The 22,092-nt window shown below is 42.1% G+C and carries 23 protein-coding genes; 8 read left to right on the top strand and 15 right to left on the bottom strand.

What is annotated here, in order from left to right:
• Both rpsG and rpsL read right to left on the bottom strand, forming a co-directional pair.
• A complete protein-coding gene (gene rpsG / locus EO132_RS15255; RefSeq protein ID WP_127138686.1) occupies positions 1 to 477 on the bottom strand; it encodes a 30S ribosomal protein S7 in 477 nt (158 codons plus the stop codon).
• 20 nt (positions 478 to 497) lie between these two features.
• On the bottom strand, positions 498 to 872 hold the full coding sequence (rpsL, locus tag EO132_RS15250; protein ID WP_127138685.1) for a 30S ribosomal protein S12: 375 nt from the start codon (positions 870 to 872) through the stop codon (positions 498 to 500).
• A gap of 525 nt (positions 873 to 1,397) precedes the next feature.
• Here rpsL and EO132_RS15245 point away from each other — a divergent pair.
• The 4 genes from EO132_RS15245 (at position 1,398) to rlmB (ending at position 7,621) form a co-directional block, all read left to right on the top strand.
• A complete protein-coding gene (locus tag EO132_RS15245; protein ID WP_127138684.1) occupies positions 1,398 to 4,586 on the top strand; it encodes a SusC/RagA family TonB-linked outer membrane protein in 3,189 nt (1,062 codons plus the stop codon).
• An 11-nt stretch (positions 4,587 to 4,597) separates the two neighbouring features.
• The gene (locus tag EO132_RS15240) at positions 4,598 to 6,043 is read left to right on the top strand and encodes a SusD/RagB family nutrient-binding outer membrane lipoprotein (RefSeq protein ID WP_205780375.1); all 1,446 of its coding nucleotides are present in this window, start codon (positions 4,598 to 4,600) and stop codon (positions 6,041 to 6,043) included.
• 93 nt (positions 6,044 to 6,136) lie between these two features.
• A complete protein-coding gene (locus tag EO132_RS15235; protein ID WP_127138682.1) occupies positions 6,137 to 6,859 on the top strand; it encodes a hypothetical protein in 723 nt (240 codons plus the stop codon).
• A gap of 24 nt (positions 6,860 to 6,883) precedes the next feature.
• Complete coding sequence (gene rlmB, locus EO132_RS15230) at positions 6,884 to 7,621, top strand: 23S rRNA (guanosine(2251)-2'-O)-methyltransferase RlmB (protein WP_127138681.1); 738 nt, start codon at positions 6,884 to 6,886, stop codon at positions 7,619 to 7,621.
• 3 nt (positions 7,622 to 7,624) lie between these two features.
• Here rlmB and EO132_RS15225 read toward each other — a convergent pair whose 3' ends face one another.
• Entirely contained in the window at positions 7,625 to 8,347 is a 723-nt protein-coding gene (locus EO132_RS15225; RefSeq protein ID WP_127138680.1) for a rhomboid family intramembrane serine protease, read from the bottom strand.
• Positions 8,348 to 8,466: 119 nt separating this feature from the next.
• Here EO132_RS15225 and EO132_RS15220 point away from each other — a divergent pair, with 119 nt between their 5' ends.
• Positions 8,467 to 9,744, top strand: a complete 1,278-nt coding sequence (locus tag EO132_RS15220; protein ID WP_127138679.1) for a replication-associated recombination protein A — start codon at positions 8,467 to 8,469, stop codon at positions 9,742 to 9,744.
• On the opposite strand, the gene EO132_RS15215 is transcribed toward EO132_RS15220, so the two are convergent.
• Genes EO132_RS15215 through radC form a run of 6 tightly spaced genes read right to left on the bottom strand, consistent with a single transcriptional unit; the run spans position 9,741 to position 15,344 of the window.
• Entirely contained in the window at positions 9,741 to 10,589 is an 849-nt protein-coding gene (locus EO132_RS15215) for a hypothetical protein (RefSeq protein WP_127138678.1), read from the bottom strand. The genes EO132_RS15220 and EO132_RS15215 overlap by 4 nt on opposite strands.
• A gap of 12 nt (positions 10,590 to 10,601) precedes the next feature.
• Positions 10,602 to 12,056, bottom strand: coding sequence for a DUF5723 family protein (locus tag EO132_RS15210; protein WP_313781235.1), 1,455 nt, complete (start codon positions 12,054 to 12,056; stop codon positions 10,602 to 10,604).
• Between the two features lie 2 nt (positions 12,057 to 12,058).
• Positions 12,059 to 12,610: a hypothetical protein gene (locus EO132_RS15205; protein WP_127138676.1), complete on the bottom strand. Its 552-nt coding sequence runs from the start codon at positions 12,608 to 12,610 to the stop codon at positions 12,059 to 12,061.
• A gap of 54 nt (positions 12,611 to 12,664) precedes the next feature.
• Positions 12,665 to 13,354 carry a YjjG family noncanonical pyrimidine nucleotidase gene (locus EO132_RS15200; protein WP_127138675.1) on the bottom strand — a complete coding sequence of 230 codons (690 nt, stop codon included), beginning with the start codon at positions 13,352 to 13,354 and terminating at the stop codon, positions 12,665 to 12,667.
• Positions 13,347 to 14,642, bottom strand: coding sequence for a polysaccharide deacetylase family protein (locus EO132_RS15195; RefSeq protein WP_127138674.1), 1,296 nt, complete (start codon positions 14,640 to 14,642; stop codon positions 13,347 to 13,349). Before EO132_RS15195 ends, EO132_RS15200 begins: the two co-directional genes overlap by 8 nt.
• 3 nt (positions 14,643 to 14,645) lie before the next feature.
• Positions 14,646 to 15,344, bottom strand: a complete 699-nt coding sequence (gene radC / locus EO132_RS15190; RefSeq protein WP_127138673.1) for a RadC family protein — start codon at positions 15,342 to 15,344, stop codon at positions 14,646 to 14,648.
• A 53-nt stretch (positions 15,345 to 15,397) separates the two neighbouring features.
• Between radC and EO132_RS15185 the strand changes: the two genes are divergently transcribed.
• Positions 15,398 to 15,847 (top strand): DUF1569 domain-containing protein, encoded by a 450-nt coding sequence (locus tag EO132_RS15185; RefSeq protein WP_127138672.1) that lies wholly within the window; start codon positions 15,398 to 15,400, stop codon positions 15,845 to 15,847.
• 272 nt (positions 15,848 to 16,119) lie between these two features.
• Here EO132_RS15185 and EO132_RS15180 read toward each other — a convergent pair whose 3' ends face one another.
• Positions 16,120 to 17,013 carry a Mur ligase domain-containing protein gene (locus EO132_RS15180; RefSeq protein WP_127138671.1) on the bottom strand — a complete coding sequence of 298 codons (894 nt, stop codon included), beginning with the start codon at positions 17,011 to 17,013 and terminating at the stop codon, positions 16,120 to 16,122.
• Between the two features lie 96 nt (positions 17,014 to 17,109).
• Between EO132_RS15180 and EO132_RS15175 the strand changes: the two genes are divergently transcribed.
• A complete protein-coding gene (locus EO132_RS15175) occupies positions 17,110 to 17,421 on the top strand; it encodes a cupin domain-containing protein (RefSeq protein ID WP_127138670.1) in 312 nt (103 codons plus the stop codon).
• A gap of 2 nt (positions 17,422 to 17,423) precedes the next feature.
• Positions 17,424 to 18,209, top strand: coding sequence for an SDR family oxidoreductase (locus EO132_RS15170; protein WP_127138669.1), 786 nt, complete (start codon positions 17,424 to 17,426; stop codon positions 18,207 to 18,209).
• Position 18,210: 1 nt separating this feature from the next.
• On the opposite strand, the gene EO132_RS15165 is transcribed toward EO132_RS15170, so the two are convergent.
• The 5 genes from EO132_RS15165 to obgE all read right to left on the bottom strand — a co-directional run bounded on the left by EO132_RS15165 (position 18,211) and on the right by obgE (position 22,085).
• On the bottom strand, positions 18,211 to 18,936 hold the full coding sequence (locus EO132_RS15165) for a LytR/AlgR family response regulator transcription factor (RefSeq protein WP_127138668.1): 726 nt from the start codon (positions 18,934 to 18,936) through the stop codon (positions 18,211 to 18,213).
• A complete protein-coding gene (locus EO132_RS15160; RefSeq protein ID WP_235856483.1) occupies positions 18,933 to 19,880 on the bottom strand; it encodes a sensor histidine kinase in 948 nt (315 codons plus the stop codon). The genes EO132_RS15165 and EO132_RS15160 overlap by 4 nt, the downstream gene beginning before the upstream one ends.
• A 166-nt stretch (positions 19,881 to 20,046) precedes the next feature.
• Positions 20,047 to 20,256, bottom strand: a complete 210-nt coding sequence (locus EO132_RS15155) for a hypothetical protein (RefSeq protein WP_127138667.1) — start codon at positions 20,254 to 20,256, stop codon at positions 20,047 to 20,049.
• Positions 20,257 to 20,494: 238 nt separating this feature from the next.
• Entirely contained in the window at positions 20,495 to 21,019 is a 525-nt protein-coding gene (locus EO132_RS15150; RefSeq protein ID WP_127138666.1) for a DUF4136 domain-containing protein, read from the bottom strand.
• A 64-nt stretch (positions 21,020 to 21,083) separates the two neighbouring features.
• Positions 21,084 to 22,085 carry a GTPase ObgE gene (gene obgE / locus EO132_RS15145; protein ID WP_127138665.1) on the bottom strand — a complete coding sequence of 334 codons (1,002 nt, stop codon included), beginning with the start codon at positions 22,083 to 22,085 and terminating at the stop codon, positions 21,084 to 21,086.
• Positions 22,086 to 22,092 lie beyond the last annotated feature (7 nt).

The following is a 22,092-nucleotide window of genomic DNA, read 5'->3' as shown; positions in this document are numbered from 1 at the left end:
TTAGAATCTAAAGTGTGAGAACGCTTTATTGGCCTCAGCCATTTTGTGTGTATCTACTCTTTTCTTCACTGCCGCACCTTCTTCCTTGGCCGCTGCTAGAATCTCAGCTGCCAATTTTTGCGCCATGGATTTCTCGTTACGCTTTCTTGAAAAGCTGATCAACCACTTCATGGCAGTGGATATTTTTCTGTCTGGACGAATTTGCATCGGAATCTGAAATGTTGCACCACCCACTCTTCTACTTCGAACCTCTACGTGTGGCATAACATTGGAAAGTGCATCTTTCCACAACTCCAATCCAGTTTTCTCTTCGTCAGTGTTTTTCTCGTCAACGATTGCAATTGCATCATAAAAAATCTTGAATGCAACTGATTTTTTACCGTCCCACATCATCATGTTCACAAAACGCGTAACAAGTTGATCGTTAAATTTTGGATCCGGTAATAACGGTCTCTTTTTTGCCTGCTTTTTTCTCATCGCTTCTTCTTAAAGTTGTTTTACTTTTTTGGACGCTTTGCACCATACTTAGATCGTCGTTGCGTTCTATCCGCAACACCTGCGGTATCCAAAGCACCGCGAACGATATGATATCGCACACCAGGCAAATCCTTTACTCTTCCGCCCCTAACCAATACTATCGAGTGCTCTTGGAGGTTGTGACCTTCACCGGGGATGTATGCGTTCACCTCTTTACCATTGGTCAACCTTACCCTTGCAACTTTACGCATTGCAGAGTTTGGCTTCTTAGGCGTAGTAGTATAAACACGCGTACAAACCCCTCTTCTTTGAGGACACGAATCCAAAGCAGCCGATTTACTCTTCTTGGTAATTGTGGCCCTTCCTTTTCGTACTAATTGTGAAATTGTTGGCATTAAATTTCTTTTAAAAAACTAAATAACCCTCATTTTGAGGGCTGCAAATGTAGTGATAATTCCCAATAATTCAAATCCGAAGCAATTAATTTTAATCTGATGCCAAAAAAAGTTTGATCACCCCCTCAAAAACACCTTCAGCATCAACATAAAGTTAAGCAGACCCAGTTCACTGTCAATCAAAAAAAACCAATTGACACCCTATTAAATATTAAGGTATAAGCTCCAAATAAGAAACTAAACAACCATTAACACTTTCATAAGATTTTACAACTAAGACAACTGACAACTACTCAATTTACAATAACATTCAAAAAGCAAACACACAACCTTCTAAAGATTTTGGAGTTCACAATTAAGGAAAACGCATGTAAATCAGTATATAAATGAGTACTTCTCAATCAATTCGATAATTTTTAAAATTATCTCATTTAAAATGAAAGTCTTAAAAATATTATAAAATGAATTTGGATTATTAACATGAATTTATGATTTTAGCCATCAGCTAATTCAAATAATTTAACAATGAAAACAAAACTTAATGGATTGTTAACGCTACTATTGGCGTTTGTTGTGCATATTTCCTATGCACAAGACAAGACGATTTCAGGTACTGTTACGGATTCCGATGGACTTCCGCTACCTGGAGTTAACATTGTCGTTCAAGGGACTACTACAGGTACCCAAACAGATTTTGACGGAAACTACACCATCAGTGCAAGCGAAGGACAAGTGCTCCTCTACACTTATTTGGGACTTAAACCGGCCAGCCGAACAGTTGGCTCGAGCAACATTATCAATGTCCAAATGGAAGAAGATGCGCAAAGTCTTGATGAAGTCGTGGTAACTGCCGCACTTGGTGTGACCCGTGAACAAAAATCACTAGGTTTCGCAGCCCAAAAAGTTGAAGGAGACAATTTGATCAAAGCTCGTGACACTGATGTGAACAATGCTCTTGCCGGTAAGGTCGCAGGGGTTCAATTCCTCGGTGCTCCTAGTTCCGATTTCCGTAACTCCAGCATACGACTAAGAGGTAACACCAATGTGCTGTTTATTGTCGACAACATTAAAGTGAATTCTGTTTCAGATATTAACCCTGATGACATTGCCGACATGACCGTCCTCAAGGGTCTTACCGCAACAGCCCTTTACGGCCCTGAAGGGCGTAATGGTGCAATTGTGATTACCACCAGAAGGGCCAAAGACGGTAAAGGCACAATAACCATAAACCAGAACACCTCTTTGGAAAGTGTTTATCTACTGCCAGAGTATCAAAATGAATACGGAGGTGGTTACACACAAGAATTTCCAACTTTTAACTACAACCCAGCGCAGCACCCTGCTTCTTGGGCTTCTTTCGACGGTCAACCGATGGTTGAGTACTATGCTGATGAGAGTTGGGGACCACGTATGGATGGAACCCTTGTAAGACACTGGGATAGCTGGATTCCTGGCGACCCTGAGTTTGGTCAACTTAGACCTTTCTCTCCCAACCCAAACAACATCCGCAATTTTTATAACACGGGGATGACCAACAGAACCAACCTTACTTTCATGAAAGGTGGAGAAGAATACAGCATACGTACATCGGTTACTCGTACCGAGAAAGAAGGTATTGTACCCAACACAAGACGTACACAATATGATTTCTCCACAAATGCCGACATGAATATCAGCGAAAAGTTCAAGATGTACACCAACATCTCTTTCCAAATTAGGAAAACAAAGAACTTTGCAGCTCTTGGTTATGGTAGCATCGGATCTAACTTCAACCAATGGTGGCAACGTCAATTGGACATGGATCGAGTTAAGGATTACAATAGAAACGGTCAAATCGTTTCTTGGAACCTTAATGGCCCCACCAATCCACGTCCACTGTATTGGGATTCGCCACATTTCTTGCTGAATGAAAGTGTGAACAACGAAACCAAGAACATGTTCAATGGTAGACTTGGTGGAACATACACCTTCAACGACCATCTGAACTTATCCATAGAAGCACGTAAAACGTACAATGCCTATGACTATGACAGCCGTGCCGGATGGGGAGGGCTAAGTCAAGAAGGGTACAGCGAAAACGAAAACACCTCGACCCGAGATGAATTGTTTGGAATAATGAACTACCAAAACAACTTCGGGGATTTTGACATCAGTGGAAAGTTGGGTAGTGAATTCAGTTTTTACAATTTCAAAGACATAAGAGCAAGTACAAATGGTGGTATGACCGTGGACAATTATTACTCCTTGGACACTTCCGTTGACCGACCAAACGTAGACAGTGACCGTAGGAAATCACAGAACAGAGCTGTATTTGCTGCAGCGTCCTTTGGATATGGAGGTTTCTTGTATCTGGACGGTACAGCAAGGTGGGATTGGAGCTCAACTGCCAACCCCGACGACAATAAAGTAGAAACCTATGGAGTCTCTGGAAGTTTTATATTTTCGGAATTCATACCACAGAACGACTTCTTCACATTTGGGAAACTACGTGCAGGTTACGCTGAAGCGCCGATTTTCCCAAATGCGCACAGATTAAACCCTATTTACTCCAACCAAAACCCATATGGTAGCAATGGTGCCATGACCGTACCTAATGGTCTTCGGAACCCTGCACTAACCGGAGGGATCAGAAGCGAAGTCGAACTAGGAGGGGAACTTAAGTTCTTCAGAAACAGAATTGGACTTGACATTACATATTTCGAAAAAACAGACACCAACCTTCCTGTTAGCTTAACTTTGGATTCCTCAACAGGGTACACAGGGGTAAGCACCAACTCAGGTGAACAATTCTATAAAGGTTTGGAAATCGGTTTGACCGGGACCCCAATTAGAACTGAAAACTTCGAATGGGAAGTATCCGCCAACTTAGCAACCCTTTCACGCTGGGTGAACAGTTTGGCTGAAGGTGTTACCGTAAACACGCTTGATGGAACATCTCAAGGATGGGGTGGACTTTTGTTACAAGAGCGTGAAGGCGAGGAATGGGGTGTACTTTATGGTAGAAAAGCCCAAAGAAATGACAATGGAGACCTTTTGTTGTCCTCAACCGGTGCCATACAGTACGACACTAACCAGTTTTTGGGCAATGTCCTACCTGATTTCACTGGTGGTTTTACCAGTAACATGAGGTATAAGAACTTCGATCTCTTCTTAGGATTCGATTTCCAAAAAGGAGGGCAATATTTCTCCGTTACGGATATGTTCATCAATTATTCTGGACTGGGAATAGAATCCGTGGGTGACAACGCTCTGGGCAACCCAAAACGTGATCCATTGACAGGCACCGGTATTGTAGACGGTATAGCCGTTCCTGCTGCTACGGCCGGAAACAATTCCGGAGGTATATTGGTAGAAGGAGTTGATGCCACTAGTGGAAATCCAGCCGCATACTATGTTGACCCTGTTCAATATTATGGAAGGTTGTTTGGATTGTCGGAATTTTATCTCCACGATGCCTCTTACATAAAGTTAAGAACTCTTAGATTAGGCTATAATTTACCCAAGAAGTTCCTGGACCAAACACCATTTAGCAAAGCCAATATCGCTTTTTACGCGAACAACTTGTGGTTGATTGATTCAGACCTAAACTTTGTAGACCCTTCTGAGTTAGAAAACATCGGATGGAGCACTAGTGCCAACAACTACAATTTCATTGAGGGCGGACAGTTACCTCCTGCAAGGACTTTAGGACTAAACGTTAGCTTAACATTCTAAAAGCAAAAATGATGAAACTGAAAAATATAAAACAACTATTAGTTACAATTATTTCCATTTCCATATTATCATGTGACGATGCGGATTTTGGAAGTATGAATATCGATCCCAATAACCCAAGTGATCCCTCAACTGCCTCGTTGTTGACCAGTGCACAAGTATCACTCAGTGGTTATACAACAGCGACAACACCCAATTTGTATGTCCAATACCTAAGCAACGGACAGTACCCAGAGGAATCACAATACTCTACGGTCAACTTCGATTATGGAGCATCCTACACCAACATACTTGTGGTCTTGGATCGTGTAATTGAACTGAATTCAAATGAGGACACCATGGTCGCTGCCTCGTCAAATGGGTCCAATGACAATCAAATAGCCGTGGCGAAAATCCTTACGGCCTACACATATCAATTGATGACGGATCGTTGGGGTATGCTTCCATACACCGAAGCACTTCAAGGATTGGATGACATTTTTGCCACATATGATTCTCAAGAAGTAATCTACGATGGCCTATTCACTGAAATAGATGAAGCTTTGGCTTTAATCGAAAATGGACAACCTGGTCCCACTGGAGATATCATTTTGGGCGGAAATATGGCCAGATGGAGGCAATTTGCCAATACCCTTAAAATGAACATGGCCATCAGAGTTTCCAAGCGTTTCCCAAATGCGGGAGGTTATGCCGCCACCAAGTTCAACGAGGCAATCTCAGGAGCTATCACATCCAATGGCGAAAACCTATACTATACCTTTTTAGCTGAAGAAAACAACGATAACCCTTGGGAAGATCGTTTCCTTGCTCCGAACTATAGATTGGACTATTTGCTAAGTGATACCTTTGTCGGGTTTCTTGTTGGAAGCGGAACACCTTCTGCTCCAGAAGACCCACGACTGGCAGAATATGCTGTCCCAGCAGAAATATCAGGCACCTATGTAGGAGCACCTTATGGAGAAGAAAATGGTAATACACCTGATTATTCATTCATCACTCCGGACGTAATTTACAACCAAGAGGCCCCTGGTTACATGTTCACCTATGCCCAAGTAGCTTTTGCTCAGGCTGAAGCAGTGGAATTGGGTTGGATACCTGGAAGTGCGGCTTCTTACTACGAAGAGGGCATTATGGCATCAATGGAGCAATGGGGAGTTGACCCCGCAGATGCCACTGCGTATATAGCAGCCAATCCCTATACCGGTATTGAAGATATAGCATACGAAAAATACGTTGCCCTATATTTACAAGGTTATGAAGCATGGGCGGAATGGAGACGATTTGGAGACGATGCTCCATCCCTAAGCGCACCAGCTACAGCTTTGAGCGGTAATGGAATTCCACAGAGACAGGCATATGCCACAAATGCAAGTGCCAGCAACGAGGAAAACTATAATGCCGCTGTATCCCAGCAAGGACCGGATAATTTAGACACTGTACTTTGGTGGGCTCAATAGGAACCCATTCAATACAAAAAATTAAATTCAAAAGGGAGGGCAATTGTCCTCCCTTTTTTCTTATCTTTTAATAAACCCAATATTAAATTGATTATGAATTCCAAATATCTGTTATTGTTCATTTCCATTCTTGTGAGCCAAGCTTGTATTGGACAAATTATAAACATCGATGGAGGGCACCAAGGCAAGTATGGCTTCATGGGCACAGATAATTCCATTCGAGGGACAAAGTTTTATTTTGATAACTGGGGATTGGGAAAAATCACCTTCTCTGACAAGAACATATCCAACCCTATGCTTTTACAAGTAGATCTGGAATCAAACACCTTACTCGTAAAAGATAAAAATGATGATACCAAGGGTATAACTATAAAAATCGACGAAGTCGAGAAGTTTACCATCGCAAAAATCGATGACAAGGAAAAAGGGGTTGCTTACGACACCTTTTTGAAAAAAACACCTGCCGACTTTGAATCTTCAATGAGCAATCCAAAATATTACAAACAGCATACAAAAGAGTCCGATTATGTCATTGAGGAAATTACCAAAAGTATTTTTGACAATTCCTCTGACAATACCAACAACTTCAATACAAAATCATATAAAGAATACAGGACAAAAAACACATTCTATATTAAAAATGGCAATGGCTCATACATTAAGTCTAGTAAATTAAACGAACGAGCATTCATAAAGGCGTTCCCGGGTCTCAAAAAAGAGATAAAAAATTATTCAAAAACACAGAATTTGAATTTCGACAATCCAATACAACTTGATGCACTCATCTCCTTCTGTCTTTCCCATACTAAAGAATAAGTAATTTTACATACTTTTGCGGCCATGGAGAACGAGCAAAAAATCTATGGAATACGGGCAGTGATGGAAGCCATCAATGCTGAACAACCCATCAATAAAATATTTGTCCAAAAAGGGCTTAAAGGAGAGCTTTTCAAGGAACTGGAATCCACGGTTAGAAAAAGTGGAATCAGCTTGTCCTATGTTCCCGTAGAAAAACTGAACCGCCTTACGCGAAACAACCATCAAGGTGTGGTTGCCCAAATATCCCCAGTACAGTTCCATAATTTTGAAGAATTGGTTGAGCAAGTCCTGGCTAAAGAGGAAGTCCCCTTTTTCTTGATGCTCGATGGGGTTTCCGACGTTCGAAACTTTGGCGCCATTATCCGAACTGCGGAATGTTGCGGAGTGCATGGAATCATAATACCAAAAAACGGAGCTGCTCCCATTACGGATGATACTGTCAAAACTTCTGCAGGCGCAGCTTTTAACGTGCCTATTGCCAAGGTAGACCATTTGAAAGATGCCATTTTTTATCTGCAATCATCTGGGATCGTAGTTACCGGAGCTACCGAAAAAGCTGAAAATGATATTTACGGGATTGATTTTAATCAGCCTACGGCCATCATCATGGGGTCGGAGGAAAAAGGTATCTCCCCCTCTACCCTGAACATCATTGACCATCAAGCAAAACTGCCCCTGATGGGAAAAATCGGTTCGTTGAATGTTTCCGTGGCCTGTGGCGTTTTCCTTTACGAAGTGGTCCGGCAAAGAAATAAATAACCCTCAATCCTCCTCGGATTTTTTGTAGTGGTATTTGATTTCAATTTTTTCTTCGATTTCCTCAGTGGAAGTTTCAATAAAATTACCGTCCTCATCGAAATGTTGTAAAAAAGGGTCATCCGCCTCATTATAATCATCATGCTCCCAGTCATACTTTCGCACCTCGGGAACTTTTACCTTGGTAACCAATGACATGATGAGTCCCGTGGCGAAGCCTGCTAGATGCCCTTCCCATGAAATACCATCTTTTACGGGGAAAATGTACCAAATCATACTGCCGTAAATAAAAACAACAATCAGTGAGAGGGCTACGAGTCTGTAATGTTTAGCTAAAATGCCTTTGAAGAATATAAAACTGGCCAACAAATAAATCACTCCACTGGCACCGATATGATACGATGGCCGGGCAATAGCCCAGGTGAGTAGACCAGAGGCAAGTGTTCCCAAAAGCAACACCCGAAGTGCCGCACCCCGATAAAAATAAAACAGAAAGGCGGTCAATACTGCCAAAGGAATGGTATTGTTGTACAAATGCTCAATAGAACCGTGAATGAATGGACTGAAAAACACTCCTTGCAAACCGGACAACCTTCTTGGGTACACTCCGTATTCATTCAGGTTGATGCTTAGCTGCACCTCGACCCAGAACACAATCCAAATGGACAATATCGCCAGCAAGGGCGCTATGACCACAGCATTCGAAAATTTAAATGAATCCGAATTCATACGTAAACAAAATCAAACATCCCGCCACAACCCTGATTTGACACAAATTGTCAGGTTGGTCGTAAAATCCTTTCCAAAACAAGAACAATAGACCATCAAATTTATTTTATTTTTGACGCATGAACGAACCCTTGGCAGAACGCATACGTCCAAAAACTTTAGAGGATTACATCAGTCAACAACATTTGGTGGGAAAGCAGGGTGCCTTGACCAATCAGATTAAAAGCGGTGTTATTCCTTCCTTGATTTTTTGGGGACCTCCCGGAACCGGGAAAACCACCTTGGCGAATATCATTGCCACGGAAAGCCAGCGACCTTTTTACACCTTAAGCGCTATCAGTAGTGGCGTAAAGGATGTGCGTGAGGTAATCGACAAGGCCAAGCAAAGCGGAGGGTTGTTCACTTCCAAAAACCCCATCCTTTTTATTGATGAAATTCACCGTTTCAGCAAATCGCAACAGGACTCCCTTCTCGGCGCAGTTGAGAAAGGCTGGGTAACGCTCGTTGGGGCCACTACGGAAAACCCAAGTTTTGAGGTAATTCCCGCACTTTTGTCCAGATGCCAGGTTTACACCCTCAATCCTTTTGGGAAGGATGACCTTGTAGCACTTTTGGAACGTGCCATTAAAACGGACAGTGTTCTCTCCAAAAAGCAAATCGAACTCAAAGAAACCGATGCGTTGTTGCGTTTATCGGGGGGAGACGGACGAAAATTGCTCAACATATTTGAGCTTATCGTGAACTCCGAACCTGGCGATAAAATCTCCATTACCAATGATTTGGTCCTCAACAAGGTTCAAAAAAATACGGTACGGTACGACAAAACAGGGGAGCAACACTACGATATTATTTCAGCATTCATAAAAAGTGTCCGTGGAAGCGACCCCAATGCCGCGGTGTATTGGTTGGCCCGTATGATAGAAGGTGGTGAGGATGTAAAGTTCATTGCTCGAAGAATGATCATATTGGCATCGGAGGATATTGGGAATGCCAATCCGACGGCCTTGGTCTTGGCCAACACCACTTTTCAGTCGGTTACAACGATAGGATATCCCGAAGCGAGGATAATCCTGAGTCAATGCGCCACCTATTTGGCAAGCTCGCCCAAGAGCAATGCAAGTTACATGGCCATTAACGAAGCACAGCAAAAAGTTCGTCAAACAGGAGATTTGTCCATACCCATTCCATTACGAAACGCTCCTACCAAATTAATGAAGGACCTAGGATATGGCAAGGGCTATGCTTATGCCCATGACTATCCAAATAATTTTGTGGACTTCGAATTTCTTCCAGATGAAATTACCGGAACAACTTTTTACAAACCGGGAAACAATCCCAGGGAAAATTCCATGAAGGACTTTCTAAAGAAAAGATGGAAAAACAAGTATGATTTCTAGAACTTGATATTGAGTTCTTTTTGCACTTTTTCACCATTATCGGAATACTCCAACAACCATGTATCCCCTTTTTTGAAGACCACTGCATTATTGCCCTCAAAATTGGTCATGAACACATTCTCCATGGAGGTTTCCTCCAGTTTAAGCACCACCTTTGGTGTACTGTCCACTAATTGAAACCCATTGCCTATAGGTTGGGCATATAGAAGGCCTGTTGTCGACGCAGCCACGTTCGCTGTCGTAGTATTAGTAGACTTCATAACAGTACTGGGTCTGGGCTCAACAGTTTTATAAACCTGCTCTTCCATTGTTGCCTTTTGCTCCACTACATTGGTCTTTGGTTCCTCGTCAACAGTTTTCACATCATCCTTAAAACTTACGGTTATCGGTGCCGTTTCTTCTGGTTGCCCTTGTTGGGGTTCATACACATAGTCCAATCCCATATAGGAAAGAAACGCTTGTTGAATGACATCCTTATAGGCTTCCTCAAAGGATTTTATTTTACTCTTTACCTCTTCAGACCGGAACACCTCGGCATTATTACAATCTTTTAGAGCAATTATCGCTTTGGTCGTAAACATATTGGAATTGTCTATAAAATCCACCGTCAATCCCAAACATCTGTTTGCAGCCAAGTCAAATGGCAAATCGTCATTGTAAACCGCGTTGAATCCATTTTGCTCAAAATAATATTTTATCAAAGTACTGCTCTGGTACTGATTGACAGATTTAAAAGCATCAAATTTTTTGGGTACAATGATGTACTTGTAGTCGTTCAACTGTGCATTAACAACCCCATTCAACCCCATTGCAAAAAGCAATATGTACACTATTTTCAATCTCATAATAATGAATAATCAATTACCGTTCCAAGATATGATATTAAATCCGAACTGTAAAGAAGCATAATGGCTATCTGCCAAATTTGAGTAGCTCAAAAGATTATCCGCCAAGACATAGAAATTAACCGGTCCCAATTGAAAATTCGCCCCCAATCCGATATTAGACAGAGAATATTTATCAACCGTATACGTACCTTTTAAGGAAAGAACCCTACCAAATCTTCGCTGATAAAAACCAGTCAAGGCGGCCTGCACCCCTCTTGGCCTTTTTATCATGAACAACTGTCCACCCACACTATTCCGATAATAATCCAGCGCACTTCCTCCACCCCCTCCATTGACGGCGCATCCACAATTATCCAAAACGGCCCCTCCACCTTGGCCAAAATCATATGTTAGGGAACCATAAACCTTTAAGGGTCGCCAGGAAATATAGCTGGATTGATTTTCTCCATGGGGCAATGCCGCATCAATTTCATCCACTAGTTCTTCCCAAAGATCATTGTTTACATTATTGATTTCATCCGGCAGAAAAACTGAAATTCCGTCGGTAGTTGTGCTTCCGGCAAATGTATAGTTCCACACATCTTTGGAATTATTGATAAAACCCAAGTCCAGAATACTCCCTGTGATGGTGGTTTGTGGATTTAAATTATAACTGAAACCAAAATCAAGGCCAAAACCCAGATTGCCTCCCAGCAGGACCCGTTCCGTAAATAAGCTCGTAACATCCTTTCTGGTTGAACCTGTGTCTTCCTCCACAATATCATAAAAACCTCTGACTCCTGCGGTTTGAAGCTGCATATCCGCAGTAATGGTGCTCTCGTAAACATTGTTTAGCCCTGGTATCGTAGTGAAAGAACCCGAATTTTTTATGGATTGAAATTGAAAAATACTCGAGTAAAGCTTCGCCCTGGCTCCGAGTGTCAGTGTATTGCTCACCTTTCTATTGATGCCAAAATGAAAAACATTGATCATTTCTCCCCGGAGATTTAAATCCCCTAAATCAAAGCTCCTCCCCAAGTTGCCCCCTCCATTACCTTCAAAAGCCAAAATGGCCAAATCCTTGGGCCAATAGGTTATAATGTCCATTTCCCCATAAATCCCGAAGGAATAGTAATCATCAGGTCTGTTTTTTCCTCGAAACCCGACTGTAATCCCTTCAATCTGACTGGCGGTACTGAAATCGTCCTTGGTTCCCATCACATCCAAGAGTCTTTCCTGGACTTTTGTTGTAAAATCTATTCCGTCGTTCGCAAAAAGGTCATTGACGGTAACCCCACTGGTGGCCCCTTGGAAAGCCAAGCCTGAAACAACGGGAATGCCCACATGCCACTTTTGTGATGTCTTTACCCCCGGGTTGACCATCAAAGACTGTGGGATTTCATTGAAATTGTACAACAGTTCCTTGTTTTGTGCAAAAATGGAAGTGCTGCCCAGTAAGGCAATCCATAGTATCTTAAAGGTCATTCTCATTTCAGTCGAAATACAAATTGCGCTCCTGAGCGTAAAATAATTTTGGGGTCGTCTGTGGAAGACACACTGGTTCCGTCACCTAAATTGATGGCGGACACCCGAAGGCTTGAGGTGTTTGCAACAATATCGATTGATTTACCTCCCGGACCATAGAGCACGTCCCGAATCACAGTTTCCGAAGGGTCTGCTTCAACGGTAAATATTTCGGCGTCCAATGGTTGTCCAGCTTCGTCCAAAAACTCAATGATCAATCGGAGTTCCTTGCTCGTGGTATTATCAATCTCGTAAGTAATGACCCCCTCTATGAGACGCTCTGCTACATATTGTTCGTTAAAAGCATCGAAATTGACTTCTTCAGAATAAAAAGAACCAAATGCTCCCGCGGAATTAATAGTGGCTTCGTCGGATTCCATATAAAAGAGTCCCGAAGCCAATGTCGGGGTCACTCGTAAGTCATCAACCTGACTAAAATCCTGTTCCTCGGTACATGCTGTCATCATAAACAGAAATCCTAGGAGCAAGAATGTACAGTGGTGCAATCTTTTCATAGTCGAAAGCATTTTCTAGTGTCAAAAAATGGGATTAGCCACTTTAATATAACTCTATAAAATGCTTTTTATTTCAATAAGATCATTGATCATGATGCATTCCCCGTGGTCGGAATCTTTATGGAAATTATAGTGCAGCACTTGCATGCCCATGGCTTTGGCCCCTAAAATATCGGCCTCTACGCTATCCCCTATCATCAAGGAGTTCTTGGGATCCACACGAGCCTGTTCCAAGGCCATTTCAAAAATATAAGGATGTGGTTTTTTGACGCCCGCCATCTCGGAATCAATTATTTTTTGAAAATAGTGATGAATTCCGCTTCCCCTCAACTTCTTGGTCTGTACCTCCTGAAATCCATTGGTAATAATGTGAAGCCTGTATTTTGGGTAGAGGTACTCCAAAGCCTCCAAGGCATTGGGAAGCAAATGGGTAAAGGAAGACAGGTGCAGAATATAGTCGTGTGCCAATTTATCGATGACCTCATCCGAAACCAACACTTTCAGCCTATCAAAAGTTTGCTTTAAACGTTGGTAACGCAGTTCCGATTTGCTTATTCCATTCTCACGGTACAGGGCCCACATTTGCATGTTAACAGGAGCATAAACCTCTAAAAATCCATCGAGGTCCACACCTACTTTGTTATCCGCTAAAATTTTGGCGAACGTGAGCGCTGAGTTTTTTTCAAAATCCCATAGCGTATGGTCCAAATCAAAAAAAACATCGGTCACTTGATGGTCAAACATAGTATCTCTTTAATAATGATCGATATAGATCCATCCAATCCAATCGCTGTTTTCCTCCCAGCAGTTCATTGGAAAACACTAAAATGAAGTCGCCCTTAACCTGTTTTACCAATCGATACACCCTATCCATTGCCTCATACACTTCTTCCTTGCTCTTATATTTGATCAAAGCATAATCGTGCATGGCAAATGGATGTATTTTTATCGGTTGCCTTACTTCTGTATTGATGTCATAAAAATAAAAAGGGGTGCAAGTACCCGCCCTGAAACCGATTTCGTGGGTGTAGCCCATGGAAAAATCATCGGTAAATTCGGTTTCCACCAAATTTCTGTAGGTAGCCGGTACATTGACTTTATTGTACCGAAGCCTTGCGTAACTAATGGACCGATGAATTAAGTTGCCCAATTGTTTTTTCTCCTCACGAAGCACTTCTTTGTCCATGGTGGATACGAAGGATGTGCTCAGGGAAACCTCACTGTAATCGGCTACGGATTTTATCAGGTATCGGAACTTATTGTTATTGGTGGATACGTTCTTATCGTGAGCGGAATGCTTGGCAAACTGAAAAAAGAACATGGTTTTGATGGGAAACTTTTTGTGGATATCCACTAGCTTGAAAAAATTATCATACGGGTCTTTTTTGAGCCTCAAGATTACGGACAATCTTTCCCAAACATCCCTGAACCTCAGGTTTCCCAAATCCAATAGAAACCCTCCTAAAGTACGTGAAATTCCGCGCATGGCATAGGCATGCGAAGCGCCTACATTAATGATTGAGGTAAACCGATAATTCTTTTCCTTTTTCTCCAGATCAGGAAAGCGTTCTTTTAAAGCCTCCAAAAGCTTAGAGGCCCAAAGGTCGACCACAGGAAGTTCCAAAAAGTTATTTTGATAAGCTATGCTTTCCTTTACGGGAAACCTTCCAACACTATCCTTAACATGTGGCAAATACTCTTCGTAGCGACTCAACAGAAAAAAACTGGCTGAAAAAATATCAAAGGGGATGCTGCTCTTCTCCCCTGAGGAAAAAAAACAGGGAATGCCATCCCAATCAGACACCTTGATCTCCAAATCGTTGATGCCCTGCTCAAACAACAGGTCATTGCTTCGAATAAAAAATTCGTTTTGCAGCGGTTGCTTCGAATAGGTCATTTTTGGCCCGTTATGTTTGATGAAGTCCTCAACCTTTGTGGTAAACCCCATCTCCACCCCCAAGATTTTCTCAAAAATCTGCTTGGCCGTATAGGTCAACCGATTGGTTACTTTATGGGTAAAAATCAACAACATGGGCTATAGTATTCCTTTATCCGCAAAACTCAAATATTCGTGCTGTGCCAAAATCAAACGGTCCAGAATCTTGATGTCCAAAGCCTCAGATGCCTCCTTTGATTTTTGCGTAATTTGTTTGTCCGCTTCGATGGGCTTCAGTGTTCGCGATGGATGATTATGTGCAAGGATTATCCCAACTGCACCCAATTCCAAGGCCTGCTTCAATACCAGTCCCACATCGACCAAAGTTCCTGTGATACCTCCATTGCTCAACTGTGCTTTATGGACAACTTTGTTGGAATTGTTCAGATAGACAATCCAGAATTCCTCGTGCGGTAGTTCCCCAATCAATGGGTACAGCAGCTCAATGACATCGTGACTGCTTTTAATTTTGGTAATTTTTGAAGTATCCTCCAAGCGCCTTCTTCCACCTACTTCCAATGCAGCGGCGATGGTTACCGCCTTAGCCTCTCCTATCCCTTTGAAACGCATCAGTTGGTTTACGGAAAGTTTGCCCAACTCGTTCAAATTGTGGTCCACTGAGGCCAGTATTCGTTTGGAAAGCTCCACCGCACTCTCCTCACGACTTCCCGATCCAAATAAAATAGCAATCAACTCGGCATCGGACAGCACAAAACTGCCCTTTTGTACCAATTTCTCCCTAGGCTTGTCATCATCGGCCCAGTTTTTAATGGAAAAGGAAGCTAGTTTTTCTTGCATGGGCTAAAGATAGGAGAATAATTTTATGTAATTTTCAATATAAATCCTTCATTATGAAATCCCTTTTCAACAGCGAGGCACACGAAGAAATTTTAGAACGGATCAATCAACTTTCGGAATCTTCGGAAAGACAATGGGGCAAAATGGAGGTCGGTCAAATGCTACACCATTGCCAATACCCTCTCAAAATTTCTTTAGGAAGGCATCGTCTGGACAAAACGAGCCCCATGTTGAAATTTGTGGGCAAGTTCTTCAAAAAAAGTCTCTACAATGACAAACCTTGGCGCCAAGGCCTACCCACGGCCAAAGGTTTAAAAGTGGTGGATGATAAGAATGTGGATGAAGAAAAGAAGGTGTTGATTGGCTTAATCAACGATTTCCATCAAAAGAAAGATAAAAAAGAATGGGATCCACACCCGGTATTTGGAAAGTTCTCTCCCGAACAATGGGGACAGATGCAATACAAGCATCTGGACCATCATTTAAGGCAATTCAGTGTATGATGTTATTAAAATGACAAATGTGGATCTTCTTCATCTTGAACCTCATGTTGCTCCACTTTTTTCCTTGAATCATTTATCATTCTTTCTTCCTGTAAAAAAACATTGGAAACACCCAACATAAATGCAAGAAATGAAACCGAAATAAACCGTTTAATGTAAAAGAGGATTTCATGGACTGCACCTTTCATTCACAATATCAGACAATTACCGTTCCACCAATCGTTGACTGACAAAATTACAATTGTCCAAATACTTGTGTGCCAGACTTTCAGCTATATGAATGTTGCCATCGCTTCGTAAAACTCCACTTCGTCAACTCCCATTTGTTGACAAACCCATTTGGCGCCTGCCAAATTGCTCAGTGCAGTTTTGCTCGATATTTCCAATGGCAATTCCCCATCCGGCGTATCCAAAAATACTTGTCCATACGCTTCTTGATACTCTGGGATTGCATAAGGAAACTTTCTAATCGGGTTTTCGGATGATTCCACTCGCTTTTTCACCTCGGCATCCTCTTTATTATAGGTAATGCTGCCCCCTTTTACAATACTGTCCACAAAAACACCATACTGTTCCGCATAGGTCTCGAAATTGGAATGAAATCCATCTTCTTTCAACTCAATATCACTCAACGAAGCAATATTGGGTTGATATTTATGAAATTGTGGAACGGTATCGATTACAGATGAGGGGCCATCGCCACCTTCAATAACGATAAAATCATTTTCTTCGGTTAGATGAACGCCATGGGTCGATGTCACTGCATAATCCACCTCAACATCATTGTAGTTGAGTACATGAAGAATCATTGAGGCCAGCTCCAACTTTCTTCGGCTACCAGCAATTACCACACGTGTTTTGAATTTGGCCAACTCGTACAAGAATTCAGGATAGGAAACCAATTTGAGCCCCAGTTCTTTGGCCTTCGACAACTCTGGATTGTCATTCTTAACGGCAGTTCCCACGACAACTGCATCCAATTGGTCATTGATTCTATCGGAAAACCAACCTGCCTCACTGGAAACCAGTCCCTGTTCTTGCATAACGGACTTAAGGGATTCATCAAACTCTTCATCACTACCTGTGACCGTTTCCCCCTTTTTGTGCAAGGCAATGGCCAAATTGAACATGTTGATCTCGCCCAAACCTATAAAATGTACCTGCATCACTTCAAATTAGAGCCCAAAAATAGCCAAAGCCAATACCAATACAAACACGGAAGCTCTATATTAATGTCTATCTTGCTGCTAAATTTGAGAGCAATGAATCTATCTGAAATCAAACCAAAAGAAATTATGCCAGGGTACCACGGCAAATTGGTGCACGGAGAACGTATGAGCTGGGTATTCTGGGATGTGGAACAAAACGCCGAAGTTCCAGAACACCGGCATGACCACGAACAAATCATGCATGTGGTGGAAGGTACTTTTGAGTTCTCGCTCAATGGAGAAAAAGGAACCTACACTAGTGGAGATATCGTGGTCATCCCATCCAATGCGCCACATAGTGGAAAAGCGTTGACTCCTTGTAAATTAATGGACATTTTTAGTCCCGTTCGAGAAGAGTACCGATAGCCATGAATATTTCATTAAAAGGAAAAAAAGCCCTCGTAGGAGGCAGTAGCAAGGGAATCGGGGAAGCTATTGCGCGTCAACTGGCCGATAGCGGGGCAAGCGTGACCCTAATGGCACGTAGTGAAGGACGCATGCAAGAAATAATTGATGAAATGGACAGTTCCCAAGGACAAAAGCACCAATACCTCTCCGTGGATTTTACCCATTTTGAAGCCTACAAAGCAAAAATATCAGCCTATTTTCAAACCAATACCGTGGATATTTTGGTAAACAACACCCAAGGCCCCGAAGGTGGTGGAGCCCTGGAAAAAAATGTTGAGGATTACCAAAATGCCTTTAACCTGCTTTTTAAGTCCGTGTTGTACACTACGGAACTTGCGCTAAAGCAAATGCAGATAAACAAATGGGGGCGCATTATCAATATTGCATCCATATCGGTAAAGGAACCTTTGAATTATTTGGCGCTCTCCAACACCATTCGGGCGGCGGTGGTCACTTGGGCCAAAAGTTTGGCCTACGATGTGGCTAAAGATGGTATTACCGTAAACAGTACCCTAACAGGTTATTTTGACACGGACCGAATTGCCCAGTTGAATTCCAAAAAAGCGGAAAAACTTGGGATTTCTCCTGATGAGGTCCGCTCTAACATGGAAGAACAAGTGCCCGTTAAACGTATTGGCGACCCTAAAGAATATGGATACTTGGTGACATTTTTGGCTTCGGACAAAGCAGCTTTTATCACGGGGACCAACATCCCAATTGATGGCGGGCTCTTAAAATCAATGTAGATCAAAGACTCATACGGTCTTTAAAAATATAGGATTGTCTACGGGAGACCTCTACCTCTTCCCCATTTTTCATCGTAAGCTTTAGCTTACCATTGAACCAAGGCACAACATTTTCAATGTAGTTGGTATTGACAATTTGTTGGCGGTTGGCCCTAAAAAATGAGTCTTCAGGTAACTTTTCTTCCACTTGGTTGAGTGATTTGTAGAGCATGGGTTTCTTGTCCTCAAAAAATACCCGCGTGTAGTTCCCCACAATTTCAAACAGGGAAATGTCGCCTATTTTCACTAACCAACAGGCCTCCCCATCCTTAATGAAAATCTGACTGTTCTCGGTCAATTTTTTGGCTGCTGATGGATTTTCCTCTTTGGAGGCCATGTTTGCACGCACTTTTTCCAACGCCATATCAAAGCGCTTGTTGCTAACAGGTTTCAGCAAATAATCCAACGCATTGTACTCAAAAGATTTTATGGCATATTCATCATAGGCGGTGGTAAAAATGGTAATAGGTACCTCTTCCAGCATTTCCAACAGATCAAAACCATCTTTTTCGGGCATATTGATGTCAAGGAACAACAAATCCGGCGATTCGGACTCAATCAATTCGACACCATCGTCCACATTGCTGGCTTCGCCAATGAGTTCCAAATCATCATGGAGTTTGATAAGCTCTTTGAGCTCGTTCCTCGCCAACCTGGAGTCTTCAACTATGACCGCTCTAATCTTCATGTTAATGGTATTTTGATTTCAGCCACGACCTCATCCGAAGCTTCGTACAACCTAAAGGATGCCTTATCAGCATATAATAATTTCAAACGCTGTTGAATGTTTTTCAATCCAAGTTTCGTGGAATCCTTGGAAATATTCAGCTTACCCGTATTACGCACCTCTATAAATAAGTCATCATCCTTCTTGAAAATGGCCAACAGGATTCGCCCTCCGTTTTTAAGATTGGAAATACCGTGCTTGGCGGCATTTTCGATAAGTAATTGAATGACCATGGGCGGGATTCTGAGATCCAAGGTATCCGCTTCAATTTGCTTTTCAAACTCCAAACGATCTTCGAATTGAATCTTCGATAGATCAATATAATTATCGACTACCTCCAGTTCCTCACGGACAGGAATATCGTTGATGTTGTTCTTGGTCAAGGAGTATCGAATAATTTCGGAGAGTTTAGTGAGCATTTCCCTCGATTTTTCCACATCCTCCAACATTAATCCTCGAATATTATTGAGGCTATTGAACATAAAATGCGGATTAATTTGCCCTTTTAAGGTGTTTAATTGGGCCTGTTTCAAGGTAGTGTTCAGTTCCAGCCTTTCTATCCTGTCCTGATTTAGTTTCAAAAGCAGTTTGATGACCAAATAGGTAATTGCCCAAGCTCCGACCAAAAAGACCGAATTTAGGACTTGTACCATGATTTTGTCATAGCCTTCGAACATATGCAGTTCCGTCTCTGTCAATTCTGGACCAAACTTTATGTAGATATACCCAAAAAAAACATTTAAAAGACCGAAAATCCCCGAGGCCACCAAAATGGAAACAATGATTTTAACGACTTCCCTTCCCCCAAAAGAATCGAAATGTACATTTCTCTTAAGGTACCAACGTAGTATGGAGGTTGAAAACACCCCAATAAAAGTCCCAACAATAATCGAAAATACGATCATCTCGAAACTTATGTTTTGTGGGACTAACGCTCCTATGGAGTTGATAAAAATCCACCCTAGCAATTGAAGCACCCAAAATGCTATATTCCTTTTCCTTGTACTTAACTCCATTCGATTGAGCATCAACTGCCCAAATTTACATTAATCTTGCTCAGTATGTGATACACTAAGATTTTTGTGCAGCTTTTCTTTTGAAAGGGTTACAGCATGATTTTCTTTGTGGTAAAAAGGCAATCCACATCATAGTAGTACCCGAGTAGAAAAAGGGAAAGTACCCCATGTATTCCCAATCATTGAATCTCCCAAAGATTCCCACCAGTACGCCAAGGACACCCATGGCAAATACAACTTTTTGTCTTGTGTTCAATTTTTTCATGTCGATGAATTTTGTGACCGCTTCGAGCAGATTATAAAATGATACTTACTACAATTGAAATAATGAATTTGGCTAGTGCTATCATGTCTTTTCGGTTTTAGAATTTATTTCTGAAGCTAAAGTACAGGACAGCACTCGTCTAATGAAGTGATTTATGACAAGTGGTCATTTTGCCCAACCGAACGGTAAAACCATTAAGTTTTAGCCCATAAAATTCGTAACAAACTGATTGTAAGGGCTATTTTACTTTCGGAGGGAATTTTGAAAATACCTTTTTCACTACTGCTTGGAGTTGTTCTTCCCGAACGCTTGGCGATGCATTGTCTCGAAGCCCACTTTCGGCCGTTGCTTGCCAAACTAGGGCGTCGCGCTGGGCATCCACCAAATCAAACTGAATGCTCCGTTTCCAATTGGACCCGCCCAAAGGCAATCCTACGGAGATACCTCCGCCCACATTTCGGCCCGTGCCCCCAATACCAACACCTACATTATTGTTGGGAGCACCGCGGTATTCATCGCTCATAATATTTATGAAAAGTTCCGGTTCTTCTGCCAATCGGTACCCGCGAGCTTTTAAAGTAGAATCTAGTGCACGTAACAAGCGCCTTTCGTCCAACTGGCTCAGGCCAGTCTTCATATCAGCATAATAATTATAGGTAGAGTAGTTTGAGAAGTCAACAGCTTTATCATAATCATGATTTACCCTAACAGCACTGCAGGATAAAAAAACAAATATCAATGGTATGAAAAATAAATATCGCATGATGAACATTTGGGTTCCTCTAAATTTAATCAATAAATTGATTAGAAGTAAAGAAGAAGAGGCACTATTCGTTCAACAGCTTCCAAAGCCTATCCTTTAACTGCTGGATGCCCAATCCACTTACGGACGATATAAACATATAGGGAACATCCTTGAAATCCTCTTTCATATCCGCATCCATTTCATCAATGAGTTCCTGGTCCAGCATATCACATTTGGAAATGGCCACCAAACGTCCCTTGTCCAACAATTCAGGGTTGTATCGTCTTAACTCATCCAAAAGGATCTGATATTCCTGACTGATGTCCTTGCTGTCGGCGGGAATCAAAAACAGCAATGTGGCGTTTCGTTCAATATGACGTAGAAAATAATGCCCCAGTCCCTTACCTTCGGCCGCACCTTCGATAATTCCGGGGATATCGGCCATTACAAAGCTTTGAAAGTCCCGGTATTCCACAATCCCCAAGTTGGGCTTTAGGGTGGTAAATTCGTAATTGGCGATTTTGGGCTTGGCCGAGGTCATTACCGAAAGTAATGTTGACTTTCCTGCATTGGGAAAGCCGACCAATCCCACATCCGCTAAAACCTTAAGCTCGAGAGTCAAATGTCCTTCTTGCCCTTTTATACCTGGCTGGGCATACCGTGGCGTCTGATTGGTGGCACTTTTAAAATGCCAGTTGCCCAATCCACCCATACCGCCTTCGAGAACTATTTTCTCCTCGCCGTCTTCTGTAATTTCAAAAAGTACTTCGTTGGTCTCCGTATCCCTAACTACAGTGCCCAAAGGTACTTCCAAATACACATCTTCACCATCGGCACCGGTACTGCGACTTTTAGCACCATGTTCCCCATGGCCTGCCTTAAAATGTTTTTTGAACTTGTAATGGACCAATGTCCACAAGTTCTTGTTCCCTTTGACTATAACATGACCTCCCCGACCACCATCACCACCATCGGGCCCACCTTTGGCCACATATTTTTCGCGACGTAAATGCGCAGAACCTTTACCTCCGTTTCCAGAAGAAATGTGCACCTTTACATAATCGACAAAATTTCCTTCGGTCATATTCTAA

Source organism: Flagellimonas oceanensis (assembly GCF_003992595.1).
Classification (GTDB): domain Bacteria; phylum Bacteroidota; class Bacteroidia; order Flavobacteriales; family Flavobacteriaceae; genus Flagellimonas; species Flagellimonas oceanensis.
This window is presented reverse-complemented; position numbering and strand designations above follow the sequence as displayed.